The 15423-nt window shown below is 68.6% G+C and carries 17 protein-coding genes and 1 tRNA gene; 14 read left to right on the top strand and 4 right to left on the bottom strand.

What is annotated here, in order from left to right; genetic code table 11:
* Nucleotides 1-43 precede the first annotated feature (43 nt).
* The 5 genes from AC3A6R_RS22700 to AC3A6R_RS22680 all read left to right on the top strand — a co-directional run bounded on the left by AC3A6R_RS22700 (nt 44) and on the right by AC3A6R_RS22680 (nt 3319).
* A tRNA-Gln gene (locus tag AC3A6R_RS22700) sits at nt 44-120 on the top strand.
* A 170-nt stretch (nt 121-290) separates the two neighbouring features.
* A complete protein-coding gene (locus tag AC3A6R_RS22695) occupies nt 291-1262 on the top strand; it encodes a ribose-phosphate pyrophosphokinase (RefSeq protein WP_487862739.1) in 972 nt (323 codons plus the stop codon).
* A 93-nt stretch (nt 1263-1355) separates the two neighbouring features.
* Complete coding sequence (locus AC3A6R_RS22690; protein WP_487865655.1) at nt 1356-2018, top strand: 50S ribosomal protein L25/general stress protein Ctc; 663 nt, start codon at nt 1356-1358, stop codon at nt 2016-2018.
* A gap of 81 nt (nt 2019-2099) precedes the next feature.
* A complete protein-coding gene (gene pth, locus AC3A6R_RS22685; protein ID WP_487865654.1) occupies nt 2100-2732 on the top strand; it encodes an aminoacyl-tRNA hydrolase in 633 nt (210 codons plus the stop codon).
* A gap of 53 nt (nt 2733-2785) precedes the next feature.
* On the top strand, nt 2786-3319 hold the full coding sequence (locus AC3A6R_RS22680; RefSeq protein ID WP_487865653.1) for a hypothetical protein: 534 nt from the start codon (nt 2786-2788) through the stop codon (nt 3317-3319).
* Here the strand turns inward: AC3A6R_RS22680 and AC3A6R_RS22675 are convergent.
* Nucleotides 3305-3613 carry a YfhL family 4Fe-4S dicluster ferredoxin gene (locus AC3A6R_RS22675; RefSeq protein ID WP_487865652.1) on the bottom strand — a complete coding sequence of 103 codons (309 nt, stop codon included), beginning with the start codon at nt 3611-3613 and terminating at the stop codon, nt 3305-3307. The two genes, AC3A6R_RS22680 and AC3A6R_RS22675, sit on opposite strands and share 15 nt — an antisense overlap.
* 62 nt (nt 3614-3675) lie before the next feature.
* Between AC3A6R_RS22675 and AC3A6R_RS22670 the strand changes: the two genes are divergently transcribed.
* The 6 genes from AC3A6R_RS22670 (at nt 3676) to AC3A6R_RS22645 (ending at nt 10394) form a co-directional block, all read left to right on the top strand.
* The gene (locus tag AC3A6R_RS22670; RefSeq protein ID WP_487862902.1) at nt 3676-4626 is read left to right on the top strand and encodes an ABC transporter permease; all 951 of its coding nucleotides are present in this window, start codon (nt 3676-3678) and stop codon (nt 4624-4626) included.
* Nucleotides 4623-5498, top strand: coding sequence for an ABC transporter permease (locus tag AC3A6R_RS22665; protein WP_487862901.1), 876 nt, complete (start codon nt 4623-4625; stop codon nt 5496-5498). Before AC3A6R_RS22670 ends, AC3A6R_RS22665 begins: the two co-directional genes overlap by 4 nt.
* A 5-nt stretch (nt 5499-5503) precedes the next feature.
* The gene (locus tag AC3A6R_RS22660; protein ID WP_487865651.1) at nt 5504-6493 is read left to right on the top strand and encodes an ABC transporter ATP-binding protein; all 990 of its coding nucleotides are present in this window, start codon (nt 5504-5506) and stop codon (nt 6491-6493) included.
* On the top strand, nt 6490-7329 hold the full coding sequence (locus tag AC3A6R_RS22655) for an ATP-binding cassette domain-containing protein (protein WP_487865650.1): 840 nt from the start codon (nt 6490-6492) through the stop codon (nt 7327-7329). Before AC3A6R_RS22660 ends, AC3A6R_RS22655 begins: the two co-directional genes overlap by 4 nt.
* A gap of 153 nt (nt 7330-7482) precedes the next feature.
* On the top strand, nt 7483-8970 hold the full coding sequence (locus AC3A6R_RS22650; RefSeq protein WP_487865649.1) for an ABC transporter substrate-binding protein: 1488 nt from the start codon (nt 7483-7485) through the stop codon (nt 8968-8970).
* The gene (locus AC3A6R_RS22645) at nt 8967-10394 is read left to right on the top strand and encodes an amidase (RefSeq protein ID WP_487865648.1); all 1428 of its coding nucleotides are present in this window, start codon (nt 8967-8969) and stop codon (nt 10392-10394) included. The genes AC3A6R_RS22650 and AC3A6R_RS22645 overlap by 4 nt, the downstream gene beginning before the upstream one ends.
* Nucleotides 10395-10406: 12 nt before the next feature.
* On the opposite strand, the gene AC3A6R_RS22640 is transcribed toward AC3A6R_RS22645, so the two are convergent.
* A complete protein-coding gene (locus tag AC3A6R_RS22640) occupies nt 10407-11273 on the bottom strand; it encodes a LysR family transcriptional regulator (protein WP_487862897.1) in 867 nt (288 codons plus the stop codon).
* Between the two features lie 107 nt (nt 11274-11380).
* Between AC3A6R_RS22640 and AC3A6R_RS22635 the strand changes: the two genes are divergently transcribed.
* Both AC3A6R_RS22635 and AC3A6R_RS22630 read left to right on the top strand, forming a co-directional pair.
* Nucleotides 11381-11779 (top strand): tautomerase family protein, encoded by a 399-nt coding sequence (locus AC3A6R_RS22635; protein ID WP_487862896.1) that lies wholly within the window; start codon nt 11381-11383, stop codon nt 11777-11779.
* A 31-nt stretch (nt 11780-11810) separates the two neighbouring features.
* Nucleotides 11811-13169, top strand: a complete 1359-nt coding sequence (locus AC3A6R_RS22630) for a tetratricopeptide repeat protein (RefSeq protein WP_487865647.1) — start codon at nt 11811-11813, stop codon at nt 13167-13169.
* A 7-nt stretch (nt 13170-13176) separates the two neighbouring features.
* Here the strand turns inward: AC3A6R_RS22630 and AC3A6R_RS22625 are convergent, their stop codons facing one another.
* Nucleotides 13177-13875, bottom strand: a complete 699-nt coding sequence (locus tag AC3A6R_RS22625) for a histidine phosphatase family protein (RefSeq protein WP_487862894.1) — start codon at nt 13873-13875, stop codon at nt 13177-13179.
* A 119-nt stretch (nt 13876-13994) separates the two neighbouring features.
* Here AC3A6R_RS22625 and AC3A6R_RS22620 point away from each other — a divergent pair, with 119 nt between their 5' ends.
* Nucleotides 13995-14696: an alpha/beta fold hydrolase gene (locus AC3A6R_RS22620; protein ID WP_487865646.1), complete on the top strand. Its 702-nt coding sequence runs from the start codon at nt 13995-13997 to the stop codon at nt 14694-14696.
* On the opposite strand, the gene pcp is transcribed toward AC3A6R_RS22620, so the two are convergent.
* Complete coding sequence (pcp, locus tag AC3A6R_RS22615; RefSeq protein WP_487865645.1) at nt 14684-15343, bottom strand: pyroglutamyl-peptidase I; 660 nt, start codon at nt 15341-15343, stop codon at nt 14684-14686. The genes AC3A6R_RS22620 and pcp overlap by 13 nt on opposite strands.
* Between the last annotated feature and the right edge of the window lie 80 nt (nt 15344-15423).

The raw sequence follows: 15423 nt of genomic DNA, 5'->3' as shown, positions 1-15423 counted from the left end.
ATGCGACATATATCGGTGGGTGGCGCAAGCCATCAACCTGTGTAGGGGAGTCGCCAAGTTGGTTAAGGCACTGGATTTTGATTCCAGCATGCAAAGGTTCGAATCCTTTCTCCCCTGCCAAATCTTTCGGGCTGCGGTCTCACCCACCGCGGCGCCTTGCAAACTGCGGCCCGAGGGCCGCAGTGTTTCTTCTGCAGCCTACCGGCTGCAATAATCGACGGCTCTCGAGCCGCCACACTTGAACTCTTTGGTGGCTTCCTCTTAGCCAATCGCACTGCCGGGACGCGCTCATGCAGGCCAATCACCCTGATTTCATGGTTTTCACCGGCAACGCCAATCCTGGCCTCGCCGCAGAAATCGCGCACAACCTCGGCACCTCGCTCGGTGCCGCGCGCGTGGGCCGCTTCTCCGACGGCGAGGTGACGGTCGAGATCAACCAGAACGTCCGCGCCCGCGATGTCTTCGTCGTGCAATCGACCTGCGCGCCGACCAACGAGAACCTCATGGAACTGCTGATCATGGTCGACGCGCTCAAGCGCGCTTCGGCCGGGCGGATCAGCGCCGTGATTCCCTACTACGGCTATGCCCGCCAAGACCGCCGCCCGCGTTCGAGCCGCGTGCCGATCTCGGCCAAGGTGGTGGCCAACCTGCTCGAAACGGTGGGCGTGGAGCGCGTGCTCACGATGGACCTGCACGCCGACCAGATCCAGGGCTTCTTCGACATCCCGGTCGACAACATCTATGCGTCGCCGGTGCTGCTGGGCGACCTGCGCCAGCGCAACTACGAAGACCTGATCGTGGTCTCGCCCGACGTCGGCGGCGTGGTGCGTGCGCGTGCGATCGCCAAGCAGCTCAACTGCGATCTGGCCATCATCGACAAGCGCCGCCCCAAGGCCAACGTCAGCGAAGTGATGAACGTGATCGGCGAGATCGACGGCCGCAACTGCGTGATCATGGACGACATGATCGACACCGCGGGCACGCTGGTGAAGGCGGCCGAGGTGCTCAAGGAGCGCGGCGCCAAGAGCGTCTATGCCTATTGCACGCACCCGATCTTCTCGGGCCCGGCCATCGAGCGCATCACGCAGTCGGCGATCGACGAAGTGGTCGTGACCAACACCATTCCCCTTTCCGACGGCGCCCTCGCCTGCGGAAAGATCCGCCAGCTTTCCGTGGCACCGCTGATCGCCGAGACGATCCAGCGCATTGCCAAGGGCGAGTCGGTGATGAGTTTGTTCTCGGACCAGGACAACCTGTTCTGACCGGGCAAAAAGCGGGTGCCCTCCACTTTGAGGAACGGCGCCCTTGTTGAACCGGAGTCGCACTGGTCGCGGTGGGCTCCCACAGGAGTTGTTATGAAATTCGTCGCTTTTGAGCGCGCAAAGCAGGGCACGGGTGCGAGCCGCCGTCTCCGCGTTACGGGCAAGACGCCCGGCATCGTCTACGGTGGCGAAGCCCAGCCGCAACTGATCGAGCTCGATCACAACGCGCTGTGGCACGCCCTCAAGAAGGAAGCGTTCCATTCGTCCGTCCTCGAGATGGAGCTCGCCGGCGCCACCACCAAGGTGCTGCTGCGCGACGTGCAATACCACCCGTTCCGCCAGCTGGTGCAGCACATCGACTTCCAGCGCGTCGATGCCAAGACCCGCCTGCACATGAAGGTGCCGCTGCACTACAAGGGTGAGGAAGAGTCCGACGCCGTCAAGCTCGAGCACAACCTCGTGACGCACGTGATGACCGAACTCGAAGTCAGCTGCATGCCCAAGGACCTGCCCGAGTTCATCGAGGTCGACCTGTCCGGCCTGAAGAAGCAAGCCACGCTGCACGTGAGCGACATCAAGCTGCCCCGCGGCGTGAAGTTCGTGAGCCACGGCAAGACGAACCCGGTCATCGTGTCGGCCGTGCCGCCGCTGGTCGCCGAAGAGCCCGTGCCCGCCGTTGAAGGCGAAGCTCCCGCCGAAGGCGCTGCTGCTGCTCCCGCCGGCAAGCCCGCTGCCAAGACCGCGAAGAAGAAGTAATTCCTCGACGCTGCCGCCAAAGTGCCAAAGGCCCGCTTCGTGCGGGCCTTTTGCTTTGGCGCGGCCGGATAATTCAACGCCATGATCAAGCTGTTTGTCGGCCTCGGCAATCCGGGGCCCGAATACGAAGCCACCCGACACAACGCAGGGTTCTGGTGGATCGATGCGCTCGCGCGCGACTGGAAGCTCCACCTCGTGCCGGAGCGCAGCTACCACGGGCTGGCGGCCCGCGCGAACATCAACGGGCAAAGCGTCTGGCTGCTCGAGCCGCAGACCTTCATGAACCTGTCGGGCAAGTCGGTGGCCGCGCTCGCACGCTTCTTCAAGATCGCGCCCGAGGAGATCCTCGTGGTCCACGACGAGCTCGACGTGGTGCCTGGCCAGGCCAAGCTCAAGTTCGGCGGCAGCCATGCAGGCCACAACGGGCTGCGCGACATCCACGCCCAGCTCGGCACCGGCGACTACTGGCGCCTGCGCCTGGGCATCGGGCACCCCGGCGTGAAGTCGGAGGTGGTCAACTGGGTGCTCAGGAAGCCACTCAAGGAGCATCGCGACGCCATCGAGGACGCGATCGTGCGCACGCTGCATGCCGCCCCTGCCCTGGTGGCGGGCGAGATGGAGAAGGCCACGCTCCTGATCCACACGAGCAAACCGCCGCGGCCCAAGCCGCCACGGCGCGAACCCGGCGATGGAGGCGCGCCCGCCGCCACCTGACAAGCCGGCCCCGAGAGTGCGGGAGAAGAAAGAAGAAAAGGGAGAGGAAAACAATGCAGAAAAATGCAGAAAGCAGAAGCAGACCCCGAAGAGGGCGCGCTGGCGCAGCCTTCGCCACGGCCGCGATTCTTTCGATCGCATGCGGTGTCTCCGGCGCCCCCGCATGGGCCCAGGGCTCGACGGCCTACCGCTGCGGCAACACCTACGGCGACCAGCCCTGCGCAGGCGGACAACGCCTGAAAGTGGACGATGCGCGCAGCGACGAGGATCGCCGCGCCGCGGAGGCGGCCACCCGCAGGAACGAAGCGCGCGCCGACCAGCTCGAGCGCAGCCGCCTGGCCCTGGAGCGGGGCGCCTACGAGCGCGACCAACGCGCAGCGCGCGAAGCCCGCCAGGCAGCCGTCGCCGAACGCAGGCTCGCAGCCTCCGAACGGCTCGCCGACGCGCGCGAGCGCAAGCTCGCGCTGGAACCGCGCGGGTCGAGCGCGCGGTTCGGCGGCGGCGTGCCGGCGGGAAAGCAGGCCTCTTCGCCCGATGGCAGCAAGAAAAAGAAGCGAAGACCGCCGAGTGGGTCAGGGGTTCGTTGAATGCGCCGGCGGCGTCGATTCACCGGCAGCCGTCGCTGCCGCAGCTTTCGCCGCGGCGAGGCGCTCGAACTTCTGCCACAGCGTCTCGCGGCTCTCCACATGCTCGGGATGGATGGGGATGCACGCGACCGGGCACACCTGCACGCACTGCGGCTCGTCGAAGTGGCCCACGCACTCGGTGCATTTGCGCGGATCGATCTCGTAGAACTCGGCGCCCATGTAGATCGCATCGTTCGGGCACTCGGGCTCGCAGACATCGCAGTTGATGCATTCGTCGGTGATCATGAGAGCCATGCCCGATTATCGCGAACAAGGCACGCCTATTGCGTGAGTCGGGTTATGCTGCGCCCCGTCCCATGAGCCTGTTCATTCTCAAGCGCCTCGCCACGCTGATCGGCACGCTGATCGGCGCCTCCGTCATCGTTTTCCTCGTCCTGGAGATCCTGCCCGGCAATGCCGCGCAGCTGCTCATGGGACCCGACGCCGCGCCCGAGGCGGTGGCTGCGCTCGCTGCCAAGCTCGGCCTCGACCAGCCCGCCTGGACCCGCTACTGGCACTGGATCGCCGGTCTGCTGACCGGCGAACTCGGCGACAGCTATGCCTACAGCTCGCCGGTGCTCGACTTGATCCTCGAACGGCTCGCGCTCACCGTGCCGCTCGCGCTGCTGGCGATGGCCTTCACCACCGTGCTCGCGCTGCTGGTCGGCGTGACCGCGGCGGCGCGCCACAACAAGCTCGGCGACGTGGGGCTCATGGGCCTGACGCAGGTGGGCGTCGCCATTCCCAACTTCTGGTTCGCGATCCTGCTGATCCTGGTGTTCTCGGTCCAGCTCCAGTGGTTCTCGGCGGGCGGCTTTGGCGGCTGGAGCGAAGGCATCTTCGCGGGCTTCAAGTCGCTGCTGCTGCCGGCGCTGTCGCTGGCTGTGGTGCAAGCGGCGATCCTCGCGCGCATCACGCGGTCGGCGGTGCTCGAGGTGATGCGCGAGGACTTCGTGCGCACCGCACGCGCCAAGGGCGTCTCGCAGCGCGCGGCACTCTGGACCCATGTGCTGCGCAACGCCATGATCCCGGTCGTCACGGTCATGGGCATGCAGTTCGCCGAACTGCTCGCCGGCACCATCGTGATCGAGAAGGTGTTCTACCTGCCCGGCCTCGGGCGGCTCATCTTCGAGGCCATCGGCAACCGCGACCTGATCGTGGTGCGCAACTGCGTGATGCTGCTCGCGGCCATGGTGGTTATCGTGAATTTCGTGGTCGACGTGCTGTATGCCGTGATCGACCCGCGCATCAAGGCCAGCGATATATGAGCGCCACCACAGTCCCGAGCGCAGCGGCGCTCAAGGTCCCCGGATTCTGGCGCCGCGCACTGCGGCACCGCAGCTTCGTCATAGGCGGCGTGCTCACGCTGCTGCTGCTCGTCGCGGCCGCCCTCTCGCTGGTTTGGACGCCCTTCTCGCCCTACGAGATCGACATGGCCAACAAGCTGCAGCCGCCGTCGGGCACGCACTGGCTCGGCACCGAGGCCTATGGCCGCGACGTGGCCTCGCTGCTGCTCGTGGGCGCGCGCGCCTCGATCCTCGTGGGCGTGATCGCGGTCGGCATCGGGCTCGTGATCGGCACCGCGCTCGGGCTCCTGGCCGCGGCACGGCGCGGCTGGGTCGAGGAAACGATCATGCGGCTGACCGATTTCACGCTCGCGTTTCCGGCCATCCTGTCGGCCATCATGATGACGGCCGTGTTCGGCGCCGGCATCGTCAACGCGATCATCGCGATCGGCATCTACAACATCCCGACCTTCGCGCGCATCACGCGCGCATCGGCCAACGCCATCTGGTCGCGCGAGTACGTGGCCGCGGCACGCGCCTGCGGCAAGGGCCCGTTCGCCATCACGATGCAGCACGTGCTGCCGAACATCTCGGCCGTGCTGATCGTGCAGATCACCATCCGCTTCGCGATCGCGATCCTGGCCGAGGCGGCACTGTCGTTCCTGGGCCTGGGCACGCAGCCGCCGCAGCCTTCGTGGGGCCGCATGCTGAGCGAGGCGCAGACGATGATGTTCCAGTCGCCGTTGCTCGCGGTGTTCCCGGGCATGGCGATCGTGCTGGCGGTGCTCGGCCTCAACCTGCTCGGTGACGGCCTGCGCGACCTGCTTGACCCGCGCCTCGCGCGCGCCCGGTGACCGGCATGCCACTTCTCCAAGTCAAGGACCTGCACATCGAACTGCAGACGCAGCGCGGCCCCGCCGAGGCCGTGCGCGGCATCGACTTCACGCTCGAGCGCGGCGAGACGATGGGCATCGTGGGCGAATCGGGCTGCGGCAAGTCGATCACGGTGCAGTCGCTGATGGGGCTGCTGCCATCGACCGCACGGGTCAGCGGCAGCATCCGCTTCGACGGCACCGAGCTCGTCGGACAAGACGAAAAAACCATGTGCCGCATCCGCGGCAACCGCATCGGCATGATCTTCCAGGAGCCGATGACAGCGCTGAATCCGGTACACACCATCGTGCGCCAGGTCGGCGAGCCGCTGCGGCTGCACCGCGGTCTGTCTCGGGCCGACGCCCGCAAGGAGGCGCTGGCGCTGCTCGAGCGCGTGGGCATTCCCGATGCGGCGTCGCGGCTCGATGCCTATCCGCACCAGTTCTCGGGGGGCCAGCGCCAGCGCATCGGCATCGCGATGGCACTGGCCTGCGGTCCCGACCTGCTGATCGCCGACGAGCCCACCACCGCGCTCGACGTCACGATCCAGAAGCAGATCCTCGCCTTGATCCAGGAACTGGTCGCGGAACGCGGCATGGCGCTGATCCTGATCTCGCACGACCTCGGCGTGATTGCACAGAGCGTGTCGAAGATGCTCGTGATGTACGGCGGCAGCGTGGTCGAGAGCGGCCCGACCGAGGCCGTGTTCGCCGCGCGCGCGCATCCGTACACCCAGGGCCTGTTCGCCGCACGCCCGGCGCTCGGTGCGCCGCGCGGCGTGCGCCTCGCGACCATCCGCGGCAGCGTGCCCGAACTCGTCGACCTGCCGCCCGGCTGCCCGTTCGCGGGCCGCTGCCACTACACCGTCGACGCCTGCCACGCGATCCGCCCGCCGCCCGCGATGTTGCGGCACGAACATGCCGTGCGCTGCATCCGCCTGCCCGAGATCGCCGCGGAAGGCGCACTCGCACCATGAACCAGACCAACGAAGCGTCGACCGCACCGCTGCTGCTCGAGGTGAAAGACCTCGTGCGCCACTACGCGCTGCCGCGCGAGAGCCTGTTCGGAGCCCCACCGCTCGTGAAGGCGCTCAACGGCGTGAGCTTCGAGGTGGCGGCGGGCCGCAGCCTCGGCATCGTCGGCGAATCCGGCTCGGGCAAGTCGACCATCGCGCGCCTCGTGATGGCGCTCGACACGCCCACCTCGGGCAGCGTGCACATGCTGGGCCGCGACCTGCACCGGCTGCCGAAGCGCGAGCTGCGAACCGCGCGGCGCGATTTCCAGATGGTGTTCCAGGACCCCTACGGCTCGCTCGACCCGCGCCAGACGGTGGCGCGCGTCGTGGCCGAACCGCTCGAGGCGCTGGCCGAGACCGGCCGCGCCGAGCAGCGCGAGCGCGCGGCGGAGGCGCTCGCCGCGGTGGGCCTGCGCAGCACCGACATGGACAAGTACCCGCACGAGTTCTCGGGCGGCCAGCGCCAGCGCATCGCGATCGCGCGCGCGCTCATCACGCGTCCGAAGCTCATCGTGGCCGACGAGCCGGTGAGTGCGCTCGACGTGTCGGTGCAGGCGCAGGTGCTCAATCTCATGCAGGACCTGCAGCAGCAGTTCGGCATCAGCTACCTGCTCATCAGCCACGACCTCGCGGTGGTCAACCACCTCTGCGACGAGGTCTGCGTGGTGTGGAAGGGGCAGATCGTCGAGCAGGGTCCGCCCGGCGAGCTCTTTCGCCATGCGCAGCATCCGTACACGCGCACGTTGCTCGATGCCGTGCCGCGCGCACCCGCCGGCGGCACCGTGCTCGCGGCCTGAACCGGTCCGGCCGAAGCCGCATCCGGGAACGTCCCGAGGAAAAACCACCCGGCGCGGTCATCGGCTTCGCCTTCGCTGCGAGAGAATGAGCCCGCCGCGCCTGGCATCTTTCGTGCTGCGTGCATTTCATCGTCATTCCGGAGATCACAACGTATGTTGAACCGTCGCACCCTCCTTGCCACCGCTGGCGCCACCGTGGCGCTGGCCTCCCCCGTTGCCGGCATGGCGCAGGGACGGAAGGACGCCATCGTGATCGGCATGGCGCTCGAGCCGCCGGGCCTCGACCCGACCGCCGGGGCCGCAGCCGCGATCGCGGAGATCGTGCACTACAACATCCTCGAGACGCTGACCAAGATCAACGTCGACGGCAGCGTCACCCCGCTGCTGGCCGAGAGCTGGGAGGTGTCGCCCGACCTCAAGACCTACACTTTCAAGCTGCGGCGCGGCGTCAAGTTCCAGAACGGCGAGCCGTTCAATGCGAGCAGCGTGAAGTTCTCGTTCGACCGCGCCGGCGGCGAGAAGAGCACCAACAAGGACAAGCGCACGTTCCAGAACCTGAGCACCCAGGCGGTCGACGAGCACACGGTGGTCGTCATCAACAAGGAGATCGACCCCGACCTGCCCTTCGTGCTGGGCCAGGCCACCTCGGTCATCGTCGAGCCCAAGAGCGCTGACGCCAATGCCACCAAGCCCGTGGGCACCGGCCCCTACAAGCTCGACAACTGGGCCCGGGGTTCAACGGTCACTCTGAGCAAATGGGAAGGCTTCCGCAGCCCCGCCACTGCGAAGATCAACAAGGTGACCTTCCGCTTCATCGCCGACGCCGCGGCGCAGGCGGCCGCGCTGCTGGCCGGCGACGTCGACGTGTTCACCCGCATCGGCACGCGCGTGGTGCCGCAGTTCAAGATGAACCCGCAGTTCCAGACCATCCTCGCGGGCTCGCGCGCCAAGACCATCCTGTCGATCAACAATGCCAGGAAGCCGCTCGACGACGTGCGCGTGCGCCGCGCGATCCTGGCGGCGATCGACCGCAAGGCCGTGATCGAAGGCGCGGCCGATGGTTTCGGCGTGCCGATCGGCAGCCACTACGTGCCCGGCGCGGCGGGCTACGTCGACACCACCGGCGTGAACCCGCACGACGTGGAAAAGGCCAAGAAGCTGCTCGCCGAAGCGGGCGTGAAGACGCCGCTCGAACTCACCTTGACCCTGCCGCCGCCGCCGTATGCGCGCCAGGGCGGCGAAGTGATCGTGGCGCAGCTCGCCAAGGTCGGCATTCGCGTCAAGGTGCAGAACGTCGAGTGGGCCCAGTGGCTCAGCGGCACCTACGGCAACAAGGACTACGACCTCTCGATCGTCTCGCACGTCGAGCCCTTCGACCTCGGCAACTATGCCAAGGCCGACTACTACTGGGGCTACCAGTCGAAGGCCTTCAATGCGCTGTTCGACAAGATCAAGAGCACCGGCAATGCGGCGGAGCGCAACAAGCTGCTCGGCGAGGCGCAGAAGATGCTGGCCGCCGACGCGGTCAACGGCTTCCTGTACCAGCCGCAGTTCCCGACCGTGGCCAAGAAGAACGTGAAGGGGCTCTGGAAGGAGAACCCGATCTTCGTCAACGACCTTTCGGCGCTGTCGTGGGGATGAGCACCGGCGTGGCTTCCCGCTCTTCCCGGTTGAACGAACTCTCGGCACAGGAACTCTCCGCCGCCTACCGCGGCAAGGCGCTGTCACCGGTCGAGGTCACGCAGGCCGTGATCGCCCACATCGAGCGCTGGGAGCCGCATCTGCAGGCGACCTGGCTGTTCCGCCCCGAGGCGGCGCTCGAACAGGCGCGCGCCTCCGAGTCGCGCTGGCTGCGTGGCGAGCCACTCGGGCCGCTCGATGGCGTGCCAGCCACCATCAAGGAAAACATCGCGACGCGCGGCGACCCGATGCCGGCCGGCACGGCCGCCACCGACCTGCAGCCCGCAGCCGCCGACGCACCGCCAGCCGCGCGGCTCAAGGAAGCCGGCGCGGTGATCGTGAGCAAGACCACCATGCCGGACTACGGCATGCTGTCCTCGGGGCTGTCGAGCTTCCACACGCTCGCGCGCAACCCGTGGGACCTCGGCAGCACGCCGGGCGGTTCGAGCGCCGGCGCCGGCGCCGCGGCGGCCGCCGGCTACGGTCCGCTGCATCTGGGCACCGACATCGGCGGCTCGCTGCGCCTGCCGGCCAGCTGGTGCGGCATCTTCACACTCAAGCCCAGCCTCGGTCGCATTCCGATCGACCCGCCGTACATGGGCCGGGCCGCAGGGCCCATGACCCGCAGCGTCGGCGACGCGGCACTGATGATGCAGGTGCTCTCGCGTCCCGACGCACGCGACAGCATGAGTCTTCCGCCCGAAGCCGTCGACTGGGCCGCCTTCGACGTCTCGCCCGACCATCTGCGCGGCCTGCATGTCGGGCTGCTGCTCGATGCCGGATGCGGGCTGGCCGTCGACCCCGAGATCCAGGCGGCGGTCGAGCATGCGGCGCGGCTGTTTGAAAATGCCGGTGCCATCGTCGAGCCGATGCAGCCGTTCATGTCGCAGGCGATGCTCGACGGCATGGACCATTTCTGGCGCATGCGCTCGCTCGTGGACATGAAGGCCCTGCGCGCCGACCAGCGCGCCAAGGTGCTGCCCTACATTCGCGAATGGGCCGAGAGCGCCGCCGAGTTCAGCGGGGAGCATGTGTTTCGCGGCTTCAGCCAGTTCCATGCAACGCGCGTCGCCGCGGTGCAGGCCTGTGCGCGCTTCGACTACGTGATCTCGCCGGTGTCGCCGAACATGCCCGCGGCCGCGGAAGCGCCCTCGCCCACCAACGACCCGCTGCGGCCGCTCGAACACATCGGCTTCACGGTGCCGTTCAACATGTCGGAGCAGCCGGCGTCGTCGGTGAACTGCGGCTACGCGGCGAGCGGGCTGCCGATCGGCCTTCAGATTGCCGGCCATCGCTTCGACGACCTCGGCGTGCTGCGCGTGTCGCGTGCGTTCGAGCAGGTCTGCGATGCCCAGCGGCCCTGGCCGCTGCCGCCCGCGCGCTGAGCGGCAGCGCCGTCAGGCAAGCTGGCTTGCGAGCATCTCGCGCGCCCGCGTCACGAACGCAGTCTCGCCCCGGCGGCCGGGCAGCAGCTGGAACGTGACGCGCGGCAAGGCCGGCAGGCCGTGCGGCGGCGCCAGCGGGGCCACGCCCTCACAAGCCGCCGATTCGTTCAGGCAGGCCACGCCAAGGCCCGCCGCCAATGCCGACTGCAGCCCCGCCACGCCCGACGCCACATGCGCCAGCACATAGGGCACGCGGCGCCGCCGCAGCAGTGCCACCGTGAACTGGTGCAACGAACAATTGTCCGGCAGCGCCAGCAGACGCAGCGGTTCGCCGCGCACGCGCCGCAGGCCCGTGGCGCCCAGCCATGCGAGCGATTCGCGCCGGATCACCGGTGGCTTCGCCGCCCCCGGACCCGCGGGCGTGCCGGCGATGTGCATGCCGAGCGCCACGTCGAACTCCCCGCCGGCATAGGCCGCCCGGAGCGCGTCGCTCTTCAGGATGCTGACGTGCAGGCGCACCTTCGGATAGCTCTCGCCGAGGCGGCCGAGCAGCCGCGTGAGGTCGCCGGGGCGGAAATAGTCGGTCACGGCGAGCCGCAGCTCGCCCTGCAGGGTCTCGCCGCGCAGGTCGCGAAAGGCCTCGTCGCTGAGCGCGAGGATGCGCCGCGCATAGCCCAGCAGCCGCAGCCCCGCCTCGGTCGGTGCCACGCCCGCCTTGCTGCGCGTGAGCAATGACTGGCCCGCGCGCTCCTCGAGCTTGCGGATCTGCTCGCTGACCGACGACTGCGAGAGGAACACGCGTGGCGCGGCCGCCGTGAGGCTGCCAGCCTCCACCACGGCGGCCAGCGTCCGAAGCTGCTCGAGATCGAAGTTCTGCATCTTTTCTACCCATCGGCATTGTCGATGGATACCATCATATCTTCCCGCTTTTCCGATGAACAGCGACTGCCCACAATGAACCCATCGAATCAACCAAGGAGTTCCAGATGCCGCATATCGTTGTCCACCTTTCGGGCGAGCCCGATGCCCAGCTCACCCGCAAGACCGTCGATGCGGTCGCCGAACTGACCCAGAGCGTGCTCGGCAAGCAATTGCCGGTGATCGCCATCACGGTGCAGTACATCCCGGCCGATGCCTGGTTCATCGGCGGGCAGCCGCTGGCGTCGCTGGGTCGGTCGGCGTTCCATCTCGACATCAGCGTCACCGACGAGACCAACACCAAGGCCGAGAAGGCGCGCTACCTGCGCGAGGTGCATGCCGCCATGCAGCGGCTGCGGCCCGATCTGCACGAGGTGTCGTACATCCACGTGATCGACGCGCGCGGCGCGGCCTATGGCTACGGCGGCAAGACGCAGGAATACCGCCACCAACAGGCCGGCGTTTGAAGGCTGAGGCGGGGCATGGCACCATCCGGCCATGCCCACCGCCCACTCGCACGCCGACAGCTTCGGCAATCCGCTCACGCTCGACGATGCCGCGAGCCTGCCGCTGGTCGAAGACTTCGTGATGGGCTTCGTCGCGACCGAGGCGCGCGCCGCCAACCTGCTCGCACTGGCCGAGCACGACATGAGCCCGATCGTTCAGGCCTACTGCGCCACGCTGCACCTGTTCGCCGAATCGCGCGATGCCGCGGCGCATGCGCACCCTTTCCTGGCGCGTGCATCGGCCGGCTCGGCACGCGCCACGCCGCGCGAGCGGCGCTACATCGCTGCCATCGAAGCCTGGGCCGAGGGCGACATCGCACAAGCCATCGCGCTGCACGAAGAACAGGCCCGCGCGCATCCGCGCGACCTCGTGTCGCTGAAGCTCGGGCAATACCATTGCTTCAACACCGGCGACTGCCCCGGCATGCTGCGGCTCGCGCTCGCTGCGCTGCCCGCCGCGGCCGACGTGCCCCAGGTGCACGGCATGGCCGCCTTCGGCTACGAGCAATGCCACCTGATGCGCGAGGCCGAGGCGAGCGCACGCCGCGCCATCGCCATGTGCCGCAAGGAGCCCTGGGCGCACCATGCACTCGCGCATGTGATGCTCACCGAAGGCCGGCTCGCCGAGGGGCTGGCCTTCATGCAGGGCGTGGCCGACACCTGGACCGGGCTCAACTCGTTCATGGTCACGCACAACTGGTGGCATGTGGCGCTGTTCCTCATCGAGCTCGACCGCGACGCCGAGGCGCTCGCGCTGTACGACCGCGAGGTCTGGGGCGTGGCGAAGGACTATTCGCAAGACCAGATCGGCGCCGTCTCGCTGCTCGCCCGGCTGGAACTGGCGGGCATCGACGTGGGAGCGCGATGGCACGACGTGGCGGCGCACCTGTTGCAGCGCCAGGCCGACCACGTGCTGCCCTTTCTCGACTTGCAGTACCTCTACGGCCTCGCACGCGCGGGCCGAACTGAAGCCGATGCGCTGCTCGGCAGCATCGAGGTGCATGCGCTGCGCGCGCCGCCTTCCACGCGCACGGCCTGGGCACAGGTGTGCGTGCCGGCGGCGCACGGCCTGCTCGCCCACGCACGCGGGGAGTTCGCGGCTGCGATCGAAGGCCTCGGCAGTGCACTGCCACGCCTGCTCGAGATCGGCGGCAGCCATGCGCAGCGCGACCTGTTCGAGCAGCTGTACCTCGATGCGCTGGTGCGCGCCGGCAGCCGCGCCACGCTCACGGCCGCGCAGGGGATCCTGCAGCAGCAGCGCAATGGCCAGCCGGAATCGCTGCGATTGCGACGCCAGTCAGGCGCGGTGTATGCGCGCCTCGGACTGCCGGCTTTGGCCGACTGCGGCTGAACGCGCCTTAGCGCGTGGCCAGGTGCCGGGTCTGGTCGTAGACCGGCTGCGGCGGCAGGTCGGCGAGATGCCGCGTGTCGGCCCAGTCGACGATCTCGATCGCGTCGGGGCGCGCGGGATCGGCCATGCGGATGCGGTTGAAGCCGGCGTTCGGTATGTCGCTCTGGCGCGGTCCGCTCAGGCTCTGCCCACGTGCGGTGCGCCACACCATGTCGAGCACGCCGCCATGCGTGACCACCACCACCCGCTGGCCGCGGTGCGCGGCCGCAAGGCTGCCGAGCGCGGCGACGATTCGCGCATGGAATTCGCGCGCCGACTCGCCCTGCGGCATGGCATGGTCCTCGCGGAACTCCAGCCATTGCGCCCAGGCATCCGGATGCTGCGCCTGGATCTCCTCGGCCCGCATGCCTTCGACGACACCGAAATGCTGCTCGCGCAGACCGACGGACGTGACCACCGGCAGCGACAACTGCAGCGCCGCCGGGGCCGCCGTCTGCTGGGCGCGCAGCAGGTCGCTGCTGACGAGGTGCTGCGCGACTTCGCCCGCGAGCCGCAGGCCCAGGCGCCGCGCCTGCTCGTGGCCGATGTCGTTGAGCGGCACGTCGGCATGGCCCTGGAAGCGCAGTTCGCGGTTCCAGGCGGTTTCGCCGTGGCGGATCAGGATGAATTCGGTGGAAGTGGCGGCTTCGGGTGCGGTGGTGGGCATGGGAGGTCCATTGTCCATGGCCTGCGTGACGTTCAGGCCGCCGGCCGCGCCGTGTGTTGCGGCGCCGCCACCGGCGCGCTCGGCGCACACACGGGCGACGATGGCGCAAAATCCGCCGCATGCCCCAACTCGTCCTGCTGCCCGGCCTCGCCTGCGACGAGCGCCTCTGGGAAGCCCAGCTTCCGGTCCTGCCCGCCGTGCTCGCAGCGCGCGTGAGCGACGCCCATATGCGCCACGACACCATCGAGTCGATGGCCGCCGCCGTGCTGCGCGAGAACGACGGGGCGCTCGTGCTCTGCGGCGCCTCGATGGGCGGCATGGTCGCAATGGAAGCCGCGCGCCAGGCGCCCGAACGCATCGCAGGCCTGGCGCTCCTGGGCACCAACGCGCGGCCCGAGACGCTCGAAATGGCCGAGCTGCGCCAGGGCGCGATCGCGTTGTTCGAGCGCGGCGAGCTGCGCGACGTGATCGAACCCAACACCGTGTTCGCCTTCCATCCCGCGCAGGCGGCCGACGAGGCGCTGGTGCAGCGCTATCTGGAGATCGTGCTCGACGCCGGGGCGCAGCAGCTGGTGCACCAGAACCGCGCGGTCATGCGGCGTCCCGACGCGCGGCAGCACCTGCCTTCGCTGCGCATGCCGGTGCTGCTGATGTGCGGCGACACCGACCGGCTCACACCGCCCGAGTGCACGCGCGAGATGGCCGCGCTGGTGCCGCATGCGCAGTTGGTGTGGGTGCCGCAGTGCGGCCACATGCTCACGATGGAGAAGCCCGCGTTCGTCAACGCGGCACTCGCCGCGTGGCTGGCTCAGTGGAGCTGACCGCCGGTCTCGCGCACGTCCTGCTCCACGGCCAGCGCGGTCGCTACCGCCACGCGCAGCGCCGCGACCATGGTGGCGAGCGACATGCTCGGCGCGCCGGGAAAGCGCGCCGCCTGTTCGGGCAGGTACGGAATGTGGATGAACCCGCCGCGCAGCCCCGGCACCGGCTGCGTGGCGATGCGGTGCATCAGGCCGTAGAAGAGGTGGTTGCAGACAAAGGTGCCGGCGGTGTTCGATACCGAGGCCGGAATGCCCGCCGCGCGCAGGTCGCGCACGATCGCCTTGATCGGCAGGGTCGAGAAATACGCCGCAGGTGCGCCGGGCACCACCGGCAGGTCGATCGGCTGGCGGCCGGCGTTGTCGGCGATGCGGCCGTCGTCGACATTGATGGCCACGCGCTCGGGCGTGATCTCGGCACGGCCGCCGGCCTGGCCAATGCACAGCACCAGGCGCGGGCGCAGTTCGTCCATCGCAGCCGCCAGCGCTTCGATGGCCGCGCCGAACGCGCAGGGCATGCGCCGCGCATGCACCGTGGCCTGGCCGCACTGCCAGCCGTCGAGCGCGTGCACGGCCTCCCAGGAAGGATTCAGCGCTTCGCGGTCGAAGGGATCGAAGCCGGTCAGCAGGACGTTGTTTCGCTGCGCCACGGATGCCTCCTCAGTGATTCACTGCGCGCAGCGCACACGTACGGCACATGAAACGCAACAGGGTCCAAGCCAGCGCACCC

This window comes from Variovorax sp. Soil_C_19, from assembly GCF_057657255.1.
Note: the sequence above shows the minus strand (reverse complement) of the source record. Positions and strands in the feature narration are given on the sequence as shown.

Bases quoted from the DNA above. Each gene is read 5' to 3' on its own strand.
- AC3A6R_RS22695 (WP_487862739.1), top strand. From the start codon at position 291: ATGCAGGCCAATCACCCTGATTTCATGGTTTTCACCGGCAACGCCAAT.
- AC3A6R_RS22690 (WP_487865655.1), top strand. From the start codon at position 1,356: ATGAAATTCGTCGCTTTTGAGCGCGCAAAGCAGGGCACGGGTGCGAGC.
- pth (WP_487865654.1), top strand. From the start codon at position 2,100: ATGATCAAGCTGTTTGTCGGCCTCGGCAATCCGGGGCCCGAATACGAA.
- AC3A6R_RS22680 (WP_487865653.1), top strand. From the start codon at position 2,786: ATGCAGAAAAATGCAGAAAGCAGAAGCAGACCCCGAAGAGGGCGCGCT.
- AC3A6R_RS22675 (WP_487865652.1), bottom strand. From the start codon at position 3,613: ATGGCTCTCATGATCACCGACGAATGCATCAACTGCGATGTCTGCGAG.
- AC3A6R_RS22670 (WP_487862902.1), top strand. From the start codon at position 3,676: ATGAGCCTGTTCATTCTCAAGCGCCTCGCCACGCTGATCGGCACGCTG.
- AC3A6R_RS22665 (WP_487862901.1), top strand. From the start codon at position 4,623: ATGAGCGCCACCACAGTCCCGAGCGCAGCGGCGCTCAAGGTCCCCGGA.
- AC3A6R_RS22660 (WP_487865651.1), top strand. From the start codon at position 5,504: ATGCCACTTCTCCAAGTCAAGGACCTGCACATCGAACTGCAGACGCAG.
- AC3A6R_RS22655 (WP_487865650.1), top strand. From the start codon at position 6,490: ATGAACCAGACCAACGAAGCGTCGACCGCACCGCTGCTGCTCGAGGTG.
- AC3A6R_RS22650 (WP_487865649.1), top strand. From the start codon at position 7,483: ATGTTGAACCGTCGCACCCTCCTTGCCACCGCTGGCGCCACCGTGGCG.
- AC3A6R_RS22645 (WP_487865648.1), top strand. From the start codon at position 8,967: ATGAGCACCGGCGTGGCTTCCCGCTCTTCCCGGTTGAACGAACTCTCG.
- AC3A6R_RS22640 (WP_487862897.1), bottom strand. From the start codon at position 11,273: ATGCAGAACTTCGATCTCGAGCAGCTTCGGACGCTGGCCGCCGTGGTG.
- AC3A6R_RS22635 (WP_487862896.1), top strand. From the start codon at position 11,381: ATGCCGCATATCGTTGTCCACCTTTCGGGCGAGCCCGATGCCCAGCTC.
- AC3A6R_RS22630 (WP_487865647.1), top strand. From the start codon at position 11,811: ATGCCCACCGCCCACTCGCACGCCGACAGCTTCGGCAATCCGCTCACG.
- AC3A6R_RS22625 (WP_487862894.1), bottom strand. From the start codon at position 13,875: ATGCCCACCACCGCACCCGAAGCCGCCACTTCCACCGAATTCATCCTG.
- AC3A6R_RS22620 (WP_487865646.1), top strand. From the start codon at position 13,995: ATGCCCCAACTCGTCCTGCTGCCCGGCCTCGCCTGCGACGAGCGCCTC.